Source organism: Pseudomonas sp. TE36184 (genome assembly GCF_054060055.1).
On sequence record NZ_JBSSCU010000001.1, the window covers coordinates 3,623,295 to 3,635,459 of the forward strand.

The following is a 12,165-nucleotide window of genomic DNA, read 5'->3' on the forward strand; positions in this document are numbered from 1 at the left end:
GGTTGCCGGCTCCTGCAACAGCGGTTCAGACCACCAGGTTATTCATCTCGCAATACTCTTCCCATTCGACACCGAGCACTTCAGCCGCCTCTTGGTGCAAGGCCAGCCGTGCGGCTTCGAACTCGTCCGCTGACGAGGTGTACTTGAGGCTCAGCTCCCATGGCTGGAGGCCCTGGCTCTCGGCCTCGTCCTCGAATGCCCACTGGATCTGGTCGCGCTGATCGTCAGCGCTCAGGTCCTTGATCTCTTCTTTAAGCTGCGGCGATTCCCCGAGGTATTTGTCGAGGGCTGCTTGGTGCCGAACTTCCTGGGTCATTTCAGTCGTGGTCATGTTGTTCTCTTAGATCGAGGAATGGGGATGCATCTGGGTCATCAAGGTTGCGCAGATACAAAAGAGCGGGCACGAATGCCGACTCGCCTGGCCTTCAGAACCATTCTGGGATCATCTGAAAACGGTGTTGCTTTGGTGCCCGAGACAGGAATCGAACCTGCGACCTTCGCGTTACGAGTGCGCTGCTCTACCGGCTGAGCTACACGGGCGGTGGGCTAAAGCTAGCACCGCATCGGGCGTCCGGCAACTCACTGACGTCGCAGGGCAATCACCCCTTGGGCCCAGAAGCGCGGCTGCAGGTGTTGGTTGCCACCTTCAAGATAGTCTTGCTGGGCTTGCTCGATGTGCGGGGCATCACGCATCACGACCCACACCAGCAGGCCAACGGACAGCACCGCCGCCACCCGCCACCCTGCCCAGGCCCACGGCAGCGACGCGCCAGGAGCGGCGCGCCACACGTGCAGCGCCATCAACCAGCCCACCACCAGCGCCAACCAGACCTGCGAGTTGGGCATCACGATGACGCCGTCGACCATTGCTTGCGTGAGCGCGCCCAGCAATGCCGCGAACAGGCACCCGCGCAGCAAGTCCACGCGCTCTGTAGAACAAGCCCGCGCCCGCAACACGCGGAGGGTGGCCCAGCCACCGCGCCACGCCAAGGCAGCCACGCACAAGGCCGAGGGAACGCCCCACTCGCTGGCCCATTGCAGGATTGCCTGGTGCGGGTGCGCGGCGATCGGGTTGGCGATATCCGCGAAATGCATCGGCCCGAACCCCAGCCACGGACGCTCGACGATCATGTGCCAGGCCTGCCACCAGATCGGGCCACGCCCCGACAGCGAAGTGGTGAGGCGATCGCTGACGCCACTGCCGACCTCGACACCCAGCGCACCCGTCAACAGCGTGAACAACGCCGTATACAGCAACAAACCGCCGCACACCGCAGCCAATTGCCAGGCCAACCAGCGTCGCCCCCACGGCCCGAGCAGCGCCAATGCCACCCCGGCCACCGCCATGCCGAGCCAGGTGCCGCGGGTGCCGCCGCTGATCGCGATCAACCACCACACACACAGCAACGCAAACACCGCGCCGCGCACGGAGCGGGAGACCTTGGGCATCAGCAAGGGCAGCGCCAGCAATGGCAGGGTGAAGGTCTGGAATTGACCGTAGAAGCGCTTGTTGGAAAACCCGGACAGCAACGCGTCCGGATCAAGAACCCGCGCACCACTGGCGAAGGCGAGCGCGCCGGCATACAGGTATTGGATCGACTTGATCAGGCACAGCAGCACCACCATCAGGATCAGCACGCGGTCCAACGGCTCACCCGCGCGTCGGCGCAGCAGGGCAACCGCGACGGCGATCGCCCCACAGCTGATGAACAGCGCGACCTCGGTGAAGGCCCAGAGCGGCTGATGGGCCAGTGCCGATGACACCAGGCCCAGCCCAACGATCAGCACCAGGCCCAGGGCCGTCGGCCGGTCCACCAGACGCTCGACGGGAACGACCGTCAGCCCATACACCACCGCGCCCAGGCCCATGGCCACCTGCATTGCGCGCTGCCAGTCATGCCCGCTGAACGGTGCGCAGATACCCAGCGCGAGCAAGCACGCTGCAATCACCAGGAACGTCTTGTCGCGCTGCTGCGGGGATAACGACATCGGCCACCTTTACGTCCGTGCGCAGGGTTTGGCAGTCATGCCCCGTCGGCGCCACACCCTTTGGCGGCGTACTTGGCCTCTGCCGTCGTGGCGCATTTCCAGCCGGCGGTGGCGCTGCGCGTCAGGGTAATGGTCTTGCCCAGTACCGGTGCCGGGGCGTCGAGTATTTCGCAACTGATGGAACCGGCGCCGGTGGCGACATCCCCTGCCACATCGATCTTGCAATTGGCGGTCGGGCTGGTGCCACCGATCAATGCCACGGTTGGTACTGTGCCTTGGTTGAATACATCCTCGTAGCCGGCTTTCAACGCGGTGATTTCAGCCAGCCCGGCCGTGAACTTGGCCTTGGCCTGATGCGTGGTGTACATGGGCAAGCCAATGGTGGCCAAAATGCCGATGATTGCCACGACGATCAATAACTCGATCAAAGTAAAACCTTTCTGACGCATCACATTCCTCTCCAGAACAGAACCCATGACAAGGCGCGTCCTGCGCCCCGTATCGTGCAGCCGCGCCAGTGTACTCACCCGCGAGCGGCCAATCGCGTCCAAGACGCACAATCTGACATTTTATCGTTGAACGCCGAGCAATCCGAATCCGTCACCTGGCTACGCTATAAAGATTCGACGACCTGTGTGCGGAACAGAGACATGACCAACGCTGCCACGACATACGCCTGGGAAGGCATCAACCGCCAGGGACGCAGGGTGTCCGGGCAAACCGTCGGCCACGACCTCGCGCGGGTCAAGGCACATCTGCGCCAGCAGGGGATTTGCCCTGGCCGCGTGCGCAAACAATCCGCCGGCCTGCCAAGCCTCGCTGCGCCGATCAAACCGGCGGACATTGCCCTGTTCACCCGCCAACTGGCGACACTGCTGAAGGCCGGCATTGCCTTGCTGCAAGCCCTCGACGTGATCAGCGAAGGCTTCGACAACCGCCACATGTACAGGCTGGTAAAAGGCCTGAAACAGGAGATCGGCGCCGGGAATACCCTGGCGTCGGCCCTGCGCAAACAGCCGCGCTACTTCGATGACCTGTACTGCAACCTGGTGGCAGCGGGTGAGCAGGCCGGCGCCCTGGAAACCCTTCTGGAGCGGGTGGCGGATCACCTGGAAAAGAGCGAACGGCTCAAGGCCCGGATCAAGAAGGCCATGACCTACCCCATCGCGGTCATCGTGGTCGCCTGCCTCGTCAGCAGTCTCTTGCTGATCCATGTGGTGCCGCAATTCCAGAACCTGTTCACCAGCGTCGACAGCGAGTTGCCCGGTTTTACTCGGTACGTGATTGCCTTGTCCGAGTTCCTGCAACAAGCCTGGTGGATGCTGGCGCTCAGCCTGGGCGTGGGAGGTCTGGGGTTGCGCCGGGCCTATCGCGTATCGCCGGGTTTTCGTCATTGGCTGGATGCCGGTTTGTTGAAAGCGCCCCTGGCAGGCACACTGCTGAAAAAGTCGGCGGTCGCCCGCTACGCGCGCACGCTTTCAACTACGTTCGCGGCCGGAGTGCCTTTGGTGCAGGCCCTGGATTCAGTGGCCGCCGCTGCCGGCAACCAGCTATTCAAACAGGCTATCGAACATATGCGTCACGATGTATCCACAGGCATGCCGTTGAATCGGGCCATGGCTACCAGCGGTCTGTTCCCTGGCATGGCGATCCAGATGACGGCGATTGGTGAAGAATCCGGCACCCTGGAACACATGCTGGAAAAAGTCGCGAGCCACTATGAGTCGGACGTCGACACGCTGGTCGACCAACTCACCAGCCTGATGGAACCGCTGATCATGGTGGTGCTCGGCGGGATTGTCGGCGCTTTGGTAATCGCCCTGTACCTGCCGGTCTTCCAACTCGGTACGGCATTTTGAGCCTGCTGTTGAGCCAGCAGCCGTGGGCTTTTGTCGCCATGGCAATGGTGCTGGGCTTGATCGTGGGCAGTTTCCTCAACGTGCTGGTGTGGCGCCTGCCGAAAATGCTTGAACGGGAATGGCGCGCACAGGCCCATGAAGTGCTCGGTTTGCCCGGCGACCCCGTCGGGCCGAGATACAACCTGATGCAGCCCAATTCCTGCTGCCCACACTGCAATCAGCCGATTCGGCCGTGGGAAAACATCCCGCTACTCAGCTACCTGATGCTCCGGGGCCGCTGTGCCCATTGCCGCGAAGCGATCAGTGCGCGTTATCCCTTGACCGAACTGGCGTGCGGGTTGATCTCGGCCGTGGTGGCCTGGCATTTCGGCTTTGGCTGGCAAGCGGGCGCAGTGATGCTGTTGAGCTGGGGCTTGTTGGCGATGAGCCTGATCGACGTCGACCACCAACTGCTGCCCGACGTGCTGGTCCTGCCGCTGTTGTGGCTGGGGCTGATGCTTAACAGCGTCGAGCTGCTGGTGCCCCTCCCCGATGCACTGTGGGGTGCGGTGATCGGCTACATGAGCCTGTGGACGGTGTTCTGGCTGTTCAAGCTGGCCACCGGCAAGGACGGCATGGGCTACGGCGACTTCAAGTTGTTGGCGCTGCTCGGCGCCTGGGGTGGCTGGCAAATCCTGCCGATGACGCTGCTGATGTCATCGCTGGTGGGCGTGTGCGGCGGGCTGATCCTGCTGCGTCGGAGCAAGATCCAGGCGGCCACGCCGATGCCGTTTGGTCCCTATCTGGCAATTGCCGGCTGGACTGCCGTGCTCTGGGGTGGTCAAATAACCGACTTCTATTTGCAGTCTGTCGGTTTCAAATGACCACTCCTGTTGCAACACCCTGGATTCTTGGCCTTACGGGCGGCATCGGCAGCGGCAAGAGCGCCGCGGCCCAGCACTTCAGCGACCTCGGCGTAGACCTGGTAGACGCCGATCACGCCGCGCGCTGGGTGGTCGAACCCGGCCGGCCGGCGCTCGCCAGCATTGTCGAACACTTCGGTGCCGGCGTGCTGCAGCCCGACGGCCAGTTGGACCGCGCCGCATTGCGCAAGTTGATCTTTGAAGTGCCGCAAGAACGCCGCTGGCTGGAAGCCTTGCTGCACCCGTTGATTGGCGAAGAGATTCGCAACCACCTGGCGCGTGCGCGCTCGCCTTACGCGATCCTGGTGTCGCCGCTGCTGATCGAATCCGGCCAGCACAGCATGACCCAACGCATCCTGGTGATCGACGTGCCGCAATCCCTGCAGATTCAGCGTACCCTGCAGCGCGACGGCATCAGCGAACAACAGGTGCAGGCGATACTCAAGGCCCAGTCCAGCCGCGAAGAGCGCCTGAGCCATGCCGATGACGTGCTGGTCAATGACCGCGACCTCGCCTGGTTGCACAGCGAGGTCGAACGACTGCACCACTTTTACCTTACTTTGCGTGGAGGCCGATCATGAGCCAACCCTTGACCGTCGAATGCCCAACCTGCGGCGCACCCGTGGAATGGAAAGCGACCAACCTCAACCGGCCGTTCTGCTCGGACCGTTGCAAGCTCATCGACCTGGGTGCCTGGGCCGCTGAGGAACATAAGATCCCCGTGGCGCCGGACGCCGAAGACGAGCTGTTTTCCGAAGACCTGCCACCGCGCCATTAAGGCCGCATAAAGGCATATTCCTGCTGGTCGTCGAGGTTCTCTGCCAGGTATTGCAACTCGTCGGCCAGGTCTTCGAAACTGCGCACGCCCTTGCTCTGCTGCACCACCGCGCTGAGCATCGCGCGCAAGGTCAAGCCTGGATCAAAGCCGATTTCTTGTGCCGCGTCCTGGCTTCTGCGCAACTCCTGACGTGCCCATTCATACACACTCATGATCCGTGCTCCCATCTTGCTCAGGAAAAGTTTCGCAAAGCATGGGCCCGCCACGCTGGGCGCGATTTGATCTGAGTCAAGTCTGCGAATTGTCGTCTTTCCAGGGCGCCGAGAGGTAGCGCGTGCGGTTGAATGTCTCCAGCCATTCCGGGCAAAACACCACCAGGGCGCTGATGACCATGCCGTTGATGAAGGCCTCGGGGAAGATGATCAGCCACAGGTAACCGACAAAATCCTCCAGCCATTCCGGCATCGCGAAACGCCCGTCGAACCACAACACCCCCAGCCCGGCCAATAGGCAGAGCAACGCCGACAAAGCGGCGGCAAAAAAGCCAGAACAGAAGATGTAGACGAACGGGTTACGCGGTTGTGCCCGCTCGACAAGCACCGCGCAGGTTTCAGTGACCAGCACCGGCAGCACGACCAGCAGCAGGCCGTTGAGGCCCACGGCCGCCAGGTCCTGGCGACCCAGCAACAGCAAGCCCAACTGCGCGGCGAAACCGCCGACGATTGCCAGCGGCCAGTCGAGCAGCAGGGTCACGGCCGTCATGCCGATAAAGTGGTAGGAGACCCCGGTATCGAAGTCCCGCCTCACCAACCACAACATGAATAACGCGAACACCGTACCGAACAGCAAATGCTGGCGCCGCCGGTCAGTAAACAGCTCGACCCACGGCGAACGCAAGATCGCCCACAACAGCACCGGCGCGTACAACAGCCAGCCGATGCCGAGGGTTCCCGGCGCCAGCACCGCGGCACTGATCACGGTTTCACCTGCTCCAGAGCCTCGCGCAGTTCAGCCGCAGAGCCGTACTCGTGGCGCGCTGTCAGCTTGCCGTTATTCAGTTGCAGCCACAGCACCTTATCCACAGGCGCGGGATAACGCGGAGCGATGCGTGCGTCCCGGTCCAGCATGACCCGGTAGTTGTAGGACTGCATGGCCGGCACCGCGAACAGCTTGGCGACCAGCCGAGGCATGCGCTGGATATCCGCGACAAACACCCCATGCCGTGCTTCGAGATAGCCTTTGGGCTGGCCTTGCAGGGCGGCGTCCACCAGCTTGGCGGCATCCATGCTGCGGGCCACCAACAGGACCTGTGCCTGGTCATCCAGGGTGTAGGCCTGATCGAACTGATCCAGCAGCGTCCAGGGCGCCACGCGCTCACCCACTTCAACCGCCTGGGCCCACACGGGCAACAGGCTCAACAACAGCACGGCGAAAAACTTCACTGCACACCTCATGCTTGGGAAAAAACCGAGTCGACAGTCTACACCGGGCTTTCTCCCTGGGACCTCCTGCAGTCTGAACGAATGCGGAAAAACCACAGCGCGGGCAGCAAGCGAACACTGAGCAATCAGGATGCTCTTGCCGCCCCTGGTTGCGCCTCCGACGCATCGCCAACTAAGCAGTGAACGGCTTGATCCAATCCAAGCTTTCAACCGTGACGCCGGTCGGGCGGTATTCACAGCCGATCCATCCCTGATAACCGCGCTGTTCTAATGTGGTGAACAGCGCGCAGAAATCCATGCTCCCCGTGCCCGGCTGATGACGCCCCGGACAGTCGGCGATTTGCACATGCGCGGTTCGTTCGTAAAACCGCGCCAGGACATCCGCCGCGTCTCCAGTCAGGCGCTGAGCGTGGTACAGATCAAGAATCAGCCCGACACTCGGGAACGTCTCCAGAACGTGCTGCGCCTTGCTGAAGTCGGACATGTAATAGCCCGGCATTTCCTGCGCGCAGATGACTTCGATCAATGGCCGCAAACCCTGGTCTTCAAAATACTTGACGGTGTATTCCAGGTTGCTCTCGTAGATGAGCGCCGCGTCATCCCGAGTGGTAATGCCCGACATGATGTGGACGTCCGAACAGCCCAGCGCCTTTGCATAGTTGGCGGCCTGGAGCAAGCCACTGCGAAAATCGCCTTCCTTGCCATGCAAGGCCGCGATGCCTTTGGTCAGGCCCGCCGGAGCGGAAAATTGAATCAACGGCAAGTTGTGTTGAGCCAAATGATCTGCAAGCAGACTTGCGTCGAACTCATAAGGCGACGGGAACTCAACCGCACGAAAACCAGCGGCGGCGGCGGCTTCGATGCGTTGCAGAAATGGCAATTCATTGAATTGAAAGCCAAGGTGAGCGTTGAATTTCAGCATAAGGCAGGTATCCGTCCTGGAAAGGAGCTTTAAAAAGTTGTTCCACAAGTTCCTGCGTCTTCGGCGCAGATACTCGGCGCTTCCGGGTATGGTATTTTCCCACCCCAGTTCGATGTGGCCCTGCCCCGACAGGCACGGACTGACGCCGACCATTCAAGAGAGAGCCTGTGATCAAGAAAGACCTTGCCTTGCAGCTGGCACCGAAGGTCATCGGCATGGTTCGCGCCCGCTCGATGCGGGCCGGCGAGCCATTGCGCGAGCAGACGTTCGCTCAAGCGCTGGGCGTTTCGCGCTCGCCTATCCGACGAGTGTTTGCCTTGCTTGCCGAGTGGGATCTTGCGACTCAAGAACCCAATCGCGGCTACTTTCTGAAGCAAGACGCTGGGGATATCCAGGAGTCCGCATTCCCTCTGGCCAGCGACCCTTTCGAAGACTTTTATCTTCGCGTAGTCGACGATATTTTGGCTGGTGAAATACCCGCCCAGTTTTTCGAAGCCCAACTGTTGCGGCGTTACGACGTGCCTCGAGGGCAATTGCTCAAGGTATTGAACCGACTGGCTGGCGAAGCCATGGTGGAGCGCAAACCGGGGCAAGGATGGGAGCTCAAAGACTTCGTGCATAGCACGACGGCTCACATCCAGAGCTACCGTTTCCGCATGGCTATCGAGCCGGCGGCCCTGCTCGAACCCGGCTATCAGGTCAACCAAACCGCATTTGCCCAAGCCAGGCAGCAACAACAGGCCCTGATCGACGGGGGCATCAACACGCTGTCCCGCGCCCAACTGTTCCAAATCGGCGCCCAGTTCCACGAACTGATCGTGCAGTGCTCGGGGAATGTCTTTTTCATGGATGCTCTCCGCCAGCAGAACCAGCTCCGGCGCTTCATGAGCTACAAAGCGAACGTCGATCGCAGTCGCCTTGTGACGCAATGCCAGGAGCACATCCATTTGCTCAACCTCATCGAGTCCGGTCGCCGCGAAGAAGCCGCGCAGTTTCTCTGGAGGCACCTGGACGAAGTGGGCCGACTCAAAACTCATCAGGGCATCCTGCCAAAAAGTGATGGGATCTAGAGAGCACCGCTGGCATCGATGAACCGCGCGCGCTCTGAAATTCGCACATCAGCTTAGCATGATTGTTCCCTGCGATAACAAAATACAAAACAGCGAACGACAGACTTTATTTTTTCGCGACGGAGTATGTTTTTAAGATCACATTTGGGCGCTAAGCTGCACGCATGGATGACTCAGATTATTTGCGCCTGCTCACCGTGGCAGCCGAACAAGCCAATGCGTTCCTGTCCAATGCCCGTAAATGGGAGCGTGAGCGTTGGGTCTGCCAGCGCCTGCTGCAAGGCTTGAACGTGCCGTACCGCGCCGAAGAGTTTCATGCCGCCGGGCAAGAACCGCCGGACGTGCTGTTTCGTGACGCCAGTTTCGAAGTGTTTTTCGTGCTGGACGAAGGACGCCGTCTGAACGATGAGTGGCGCGACGAATTGCTGCGTCGACGCAGTGCGTTTTCCCTCAGCCAACTGGTCAGGCGCGAAGCCAAGCCGCGGCGGATTCCGGCCCATGAATTCCTGCTGCGCCTGGCGCCGACCCTGCGCAAAAAAGCGCACAACTACAAAGAACGCGGGATGGACCTGGGCGAGCTGGATATCGTCGCCTTCGCCAGCCTCAAGCGCGAGGTGCTGGACCTCAACAGTCATTTCCCACCGCCCACCGAATACTTGCGCCAGGGCTGGCGCTCGCTGTCGCTGGTGGGGCCGACGTTTGCCCGGGTACTGTTCGCCCACCCGGACGCGCCGGATTTCTTGCGCAACAATCTGGGGCGCAGCATCGTGTTCGACGTGGGCATCAGCCTGTGACGCGAGCACAGGCTACGCTTATGGCGATACCGCCAACCCCCTGACTGTAACGTGGCGCCCTTTTGCAACGTCTACCTGACGAGGCCTTATATGACCAGCCGCCTGAACCCCGACGACCAACAGCATGTCGAAGAGTACCTGCAACTCTCCCAGAACCGAGTCGAGCGCAAGCCTTTCCGGCCGTGGCTGCTCCTTGGTGTGGTGCTGGTGGTGGTGATCGGGCTCGGCCTGCTGAGCCGCCTTTTGAGTTACCTGACGCTATGAGCTGCCTGGCGCTCGCGGGGGTAACCGCTTCGATTTCTTTTAGCCTTGCGAGATATCCCCATGACCCATCGTATTATTATCGTCGGCGGCGGCGCCGGCGGCCTGGAGTTGGCTACCCGCCTGGGTAAGACTCTGGGCAAGCGCGGCACCGCCAGCATCACGCTGGTGGACACCAACCTGACCCATATCTGGAAACCGCTGCTGCACGAAGTGGCCGCAGGCTCGCTGAACTCTTCGGAAGACGAACTCAATTATGTCGCCCAGGCCAAATGGAACCACTTCGAGTTCCAGCTGGGGCGCATGAGCGGGCTCGACCGTGAACAGAAGAAAATCCAACTGGCCGCGACCCTCGACGAAGAAGGCCGCGAACTGGTGCCTGCGCGCGTGCTGGGCTACGACAGCCTGGTGATCGCGGTCGGCAGTACCACCAATGACTTCGGCACCGAAGGCGCGGCGCAACACTGCCTGTTCCTCGACACGCGCAAACAGGCGGAGCGCTTCCATCAGCAGTTGCTCAACCACTACCTGCGCGCCCATGCCGGACAAACCGACGTGGTGGAAAAGATCAGCGTGGCCATCGTCGGCGCTGGCGCCACCGGGGTTGAACTGGCGGCCGAACTGCATAACGCCGCCCATGAACTGGCAGCCTACGGGCTGGACCGGATCAAACCGGAAAACATGCACATCACCCTGATCGAAGCCGGCCCACGGGTCCTGCCTGCCCTGCCAGAGCGGATCGGCGGACCGGTGCATAAAACCCTGGAGAAGCTCGGCGTGACGGTGCTGACCAACTCGGCGGTCAGCGAAGTGACGGCCGACGCGCTGATCACCAGCAGCGGCCAAGTGATTCCGGCCAGCCTGAAAGTGTGGGCCGCCGGCATCCGTGCGCCCGCCTTCCTCAAGGACATCGACGGCCTGGAAACCAACCGCATCAATCAACTGCAGGTGCTGCCGACACTGCAAACCACCCGCGACGAAAACATCTTCGCCTTCGGTGACTGCGCCGCCTGCCCGCAACCCGGCACCGACCGCAACGTACCGCCACGCGCCCAGGCCGCGCACCAGCAGGCTTCATTGTTGGCCAAATCGTTGAAGCTGCGGATCGAAGGCAAGGACCTGCCATCGTACAAGTACACCGACTACGGCTCGCTGATCTCGCTGTCGCGCTTCTCGGCGGTGGGTAACCTGATGGGCAACCTCACAGGCAGCGTGATGTTGGAAGGCTGGTTGGCGCGGATGTTCTATGTGTCGCTGTACCGCATGCACCAGATGGCGCTGTATGGCGTCTTCCGCACGGCGATGCTGATGCTGGGCAGCCGGATTGGACGCGGAACTGAGCCACGTCTCAAACTTCACTAAACACGCGGTCAATGTGGGACGGGGCTTGCTCCCGATGACGGTGAGTCAGCTAAATAATGAGTGGCTGACACACTGCTATCGGGAGCAAGCCCCCTCCCACATTGGTGTTGTGTTGGATTTGGGATAATTTCAGGCAAAAAAAATCCCCGTATCTTTCGATACGAGGATTTTTAATATGGTCGGGGTAAGGGGATTCGAACTCCTGACATCCTGCTCCCAAAGCAGGCGCGCTACCGGACTGCGCTATACCCCGGTAAAACAAAGGCGACCTCTCAGCCGCCTTCTTCGATCAGGGCTTTTGGCCGATGATCTTAAGATCTGATTCCAGCGTTAACTGGTTTCAAAAATGGTGGGTCGTGTGGGATTCGAACCTACGACCAATTGGTTAAAAGCCAACTGCTCTACCAACTGAGCTAACGACCCAAAAATGGTCGGGGTAAGGGGATTCGAACTCCTGACATCCTGCTCCCAAAGCAGGCGCGCTACCGGACTGCGCTATACCCCGGTTTTGAAATTGGCTCCGTGACCAGGACTCGAACCTGGGACCCAATGATTAACAGTCATTTGCTCTACCGACTGAGCTATCACGGAACTACACATTTCAAATGTACAACTTTTACTGCGGTGTAACCTTCTCTTCGATGCGTCCGTATCGCTACGTTCGCGTCTCTGAGGCGCGCTATTCTACAATCTTAAAAACCCCTGTCAACCCTTTAAATTGCTTTTAAGACAATGATTTGCGCTTCTTTCTGATTTCTTCTTGGGGAGAAGAAACCCGTGGGCTGA

15 protein-coding genes and 5 tRNA genes are annotated in these 12,165 nt (G+C 60.7%); 8 read left to right on the forward strand and 12 right to left on the reverse strand.

Translation table 11 applies throughout. The annotated features are described in order from the left end of the window. Nucleotides 1-25: 25 nt before the first annotated feature. From ACVWZP_RS16230 to ACVWZP_RS16245, 4 genes are all read right to left on the reverse strand, one after another. Nucleotides 26-331, reverse strand: coding sequence for a DUF6388 family protein (locus ACVWZP_RS16230; RefSeq protein ID WP_017845466.1), 306 nt, complete (start codon nucleotides 329-331; stop codon nucleotides 26-28). A gap of 133 nt (nucleotides 332-464) precedes the next feature. Next, nucleotides 465-540: transfer RNA gene (locus tag ACVWZP_RS16235), tRNA-Thr, on the reverse strand. A 39-nt stretch (nucleotides 541-579) separates the two neighbouring features. Then, complete coding sequence (locus ACVWZP_RS16240) at nucleotides 580-1,989, reverse strand: O-antigen ligase family protein (RefSeq protein ID WP_288077151.1); 1,410 nt, start codon at nucleotides 1,987-1,989, stop codon at nucleotides 580-582. 35 nt (nucleotides 1,990-2,024) lie between these two features. Beyond that, nucleotides 2,025-2,438, reverse strand: coding sequence for a pilin (locus tag ACVWZP_RS16245; protein WP_017845468.1), 414 nt, complete (start codon nucleotides 2,436-2,438; stop codon nucleotides 2,025-2,027). 201 nt (nucleotides 2,439-2,639) lie between these two features. On the opposite strand from ACVWZP_RS16245, the gene ACVWZP_RS16250 reads away from it, so the two are divergent. Genes ACVWZP_RS16250 through yacG form a run of 4 tightly spaced genes read left to right on the forward strand, consistent with a single transcriptional unit; the run spans nucleotide 2,640 to nucleotide 5,528 of the window. Beyond that, nucleotides 2,640-3,848 carry a type II secretion system F family protein gene (locus ACVWZP_RS16250; protein WP_457369936.1) on the forward strand — a complete coding sequence of 403 codons (1,209 nt, stop codon included), beginning with the start codon at nucleotides 2,640-2,642 and terminating at the stop codon, nucleotides 3,846-3,848. Further along, nucleotides 3,845-4,711, forward strand: a complete 867-nt coding sequence (locus tag ACVWZP_RS16255; RefSeq protein WP_457369937.1) for a prepilin peptidase — start codon at nucleotides 3,845-3,847, stop codon at nucleotides 4,709-4,711. Before ACVWZP_RS16250 ends, ACVWZP_RS16255 begins: the two co-directional genes overlap by 4 nt. Continuing rightward, entirely contained in the window at nucleotides 4,708-5,331 is a 624-nt protein-coding gene (coaE, locus tag ACVWZP_RS16260; protein WP_046384731.1) for a dephospho-CoA kinase, read from the forward strand. The genes ACVWZP_RS16255 and coaE overlap by 4 nt, the downstream gene beginning before the upstream one ends. Beyond that, nucleotides 5,328-5,528, forward strand: coding sequence for a DNA gyrase inhibitor YacG (yacG, locus tag ACVWZP_RS16265; RefSeq protein ID WP_017845472.1), 201 nt, complete (start codon nucleotides 5,328-5,330; stop codon nucleotides 5,526-5,528). The genes coaE and yacG overlap by 4 nt, the downstream gene beginning before the upstream one ends. On the opposite strand, the gene ACVWZP_RS16270 is transcribed toward yacG, so the two are convergent. The 4 genes from ACVWZP_RS16270 to ACVWZP_RS16285 all read right to left on the reverse strand — a co-directional run bounded on the left by ACVWZP_RS16270 (nucleotide 5,525) and on the right by ACVWZP_RS16285 (nucleotide 7,892). Then, on the reverse strand, nucleotides 5,525-5,740 hold the full coding sequence (locus tag ACVWZP_RS16270; RefSeq protein ID WP_003171680.1) for a hypothetical protein: 216 nt from the start codon (nucleotides 5,738-5,740) through the stop codon (nucleotides 5,525-5,527). The two genes, yacG and ACVWZP_RS16270, sit on opposite strands and share 4 nt — an antisense overlap. 76 nt (nucleotides 5,741-5,816) lie before the next feature. Continuing rightward, nucleotides 5,817-6,506, reverse strand: coding sequence for an energy-coupling factor ABC transporter permease (locus ACVWZP_RS16275; protein ID WP_126587498.1), 690 nt, complete (start codon nucleotides 6,504-6,506; stop codon nucleotides 5,817-5,819). Beyond that, nucleotides 6,503-6,970 carry a hypothetical protein gene (locus ACVWZP_RS16280; protein ID WP_057005137.1) on the reverse strand — a complete coding sequence of 156 codons (468 nt, stop codon included), beginning with the start codon at nucleotides 6,968-6,970 and terminating at the stop codon, nucleotides 6,503-6,505. The genes ACVWZP_RS16275 and ACVWZP_RS16280 overlap by 4 nt, the downstream gene beginning before the upstream one ends. A 172-nt stretch (nucleotides 6,971-7,142) precedes the next feature. Then, nucleotides 7,143-7,892, reverse strand: coding sequence for a hydroxypyruvate isomerase family protein (locus tag ACVWZP_RS16285; RefSeq protein WP_102617159.1), 750 nt, complete (start codon nucleotides 7,890-7,892; stop codon nucleotides 7,143-7,145). 167 nt (nucleotides 7,893-8,059) lie between these two features. On the opposite strand from ACVWZP_RS16285, the gene ACVWZP_RS16290 reads away from it, so the two are divergent. The 4 genes from ACVWZP_RS16290 (at nucleotide 8,060) to ACVWZP_RS16305 (ending at nucleotide 11,379) form a co-directional block, all read left to right on the forward strand. Next, nucleotides 8,060-8,962 (forward strand): GntR family transcriptional regulator, encoded by a 903-nt coding sequence (locus ACVWZP_RS16290; RefSeq protein ID WP_457369938.1) that lies wholly within the window; start codon nucleotides 8,060-8,062, stop codon nucleotides 8,960-8,962. Between the two features lie 164 nt (nucleotides 8,963-9,126). Then, nucleotides 9,127-9,756 carry a DUF1780 domain-containing protein gene (locus ACVWZP_RS16295; RefSeq protein WP_017845475.1) on the forward strand — a complete coding sequence of 210 codons (630 nt, stop codon included), beginning with the start codon at nucleotides 9,127-9,129 and terminating at the stop codon, nucleotides 9,754-9,756. A gap of 90 nt (nucleotides 9,757-9,846) precedes the next feature. Further along, on the forward strand, nucleotides 9,847-10,020 hold the full coding sequence (locus ACVWZP_RS16300; RefSeq protein ID WP_016976295.1) for a DUF3094 family protein: 174 nt from the start codon (nucleotides 9,847-9,849) through the stop codon (nucleotides 10,018-10,020). 60 nt (nucleotides 10,021-10,080) lie between these two features. Next, nucleotides 10,081-11,379: an NAD(P)/FAD-dependent oxidoreductase gene (locus ACVWZP_RS16305; protein ID WP_017845476.1), complete on the forward strand. Its 1,299-nt coding sequence runs from the start codon at nucleotides 10,081-10,083 to the stop codon at nucleotides 11,377-11,379. Nucleotides 11,380-11,555: 176 nt separating this feature from the next. Here ACVWZP_RS16305 and ACVWZP_RS16310 read toward each other — a convergent pair. The 4 genes from ACVWZP_RS16310 to ACVWZP_RS16325 all read right to left on the reverse strand — a co-directional run bounded on the left by ACVWZP_RS16310 (nucleotide 11,556) and on the right by ACVWZP_RS16325 (nucleotide 11,970). After that, nucleotides 11,556-11,632 (reverse strand) — tRNA-Pro (locus ACVWZP_RS16310). Nucleotides 11,633-11,726: 94 nt separating this feature from the next. Next, nucleotides 11,727-11,802: transfer RNA gene (locus tag ACVWZP_RS16315), tRNA-Lys, on the reverse strand. A gap of 5 nt (nucleotides 11,803-11,807) precedes the next feature. After that, nucleotides 11,808-11,884 (reverse strand) — tRNA-Pro (locus ACVWZP_RS16320). 10 nt (nucleotides 11,885-11,894) lie between these two features. Then, nucleotides 11,895-11,970: transfer RNA gene (locus ACVWZP_RS16325), tRNA-Asn, on the reverse strand. Nucleotides 11,971-12,165: the final 195 nt, after the last annotated feature.

Coding starts and splice junctions, on each gene's coding strand:
- ACVWZP_RS16240 (WP_288077151.1), bottom strand. CDS start 1,989: ATGTCGTTATCCCCGCAGCAGCGCGACAAGACGTTCCTGGTGATTGCA.
- yacG (WP_017845472.1), top strand. CDS start 5,328: ATGAGCCAACCCTTGACCGTCGAATGCCCAACCTGCGGCGCACCCGTG.
- ACVWZP_RS16250 (WP_457369936.1), top strand. CDS start 2,640: ATGACCAACGCTGCCACGACATACGCCTGGGAAGGCATCAACCGCCAG.
- ACVWZP_RS16305 (WP_017845476.1), top strand. CDS start 10,081: ATGACCCATCGTATTATTATCGTCGGCGGCGGCGCCGGCGGCCTGGAG.
- ACVWZP_RS16270 (WP_003171680.1), bottom strand. CDS start 5,740: ATGAGTGTGTATGAATGGGCACGTCAGGAGTTGCGCAGAAGCCAGGAC.
- ACVWZP_RS16295 (WP_017845475.1), top strand. CDS start 9,127: ATGGATGACTCAGATTATTTGCGCCTGCTCACCGTGGCAGCCGAACAA.
- ACVWZP_RS16245 (WP_017845468.1), bottom strand. CDS start 2,438: ATGCGTCAGAAAGGTTTTACTTTGATCGAGTTATTGATCGTCGTGGCA.
- ACVWZP_RS16230 (WP_017845466.1), bottom strand. CDS start 331: ATGACCACGACTGAAATGACCCAGGAAGTTCGGCACCAAGCAGCCCTC.
- coaE (WP_046384731.1), top strand. CDS start 4,708: ATGACCACTCCTGTTGCAACACCCTGGATTCTTGGCCTTACGGGCGGC.
- ACVWZP_RS16300 (WP_016976295.1), top strand. CDS start 9,847: ATGACCAGCCGCCTGAACCCCGACGACCAACAGCATGTCGAAGAGTAC.
- ACVWZP_RS16285 (WP_102617159.1), bottom strand. CDS start 7,892: ATGCTGAAATTCAACGCTCACCTTGGCTTTCAATTCAATGAATTGCCA.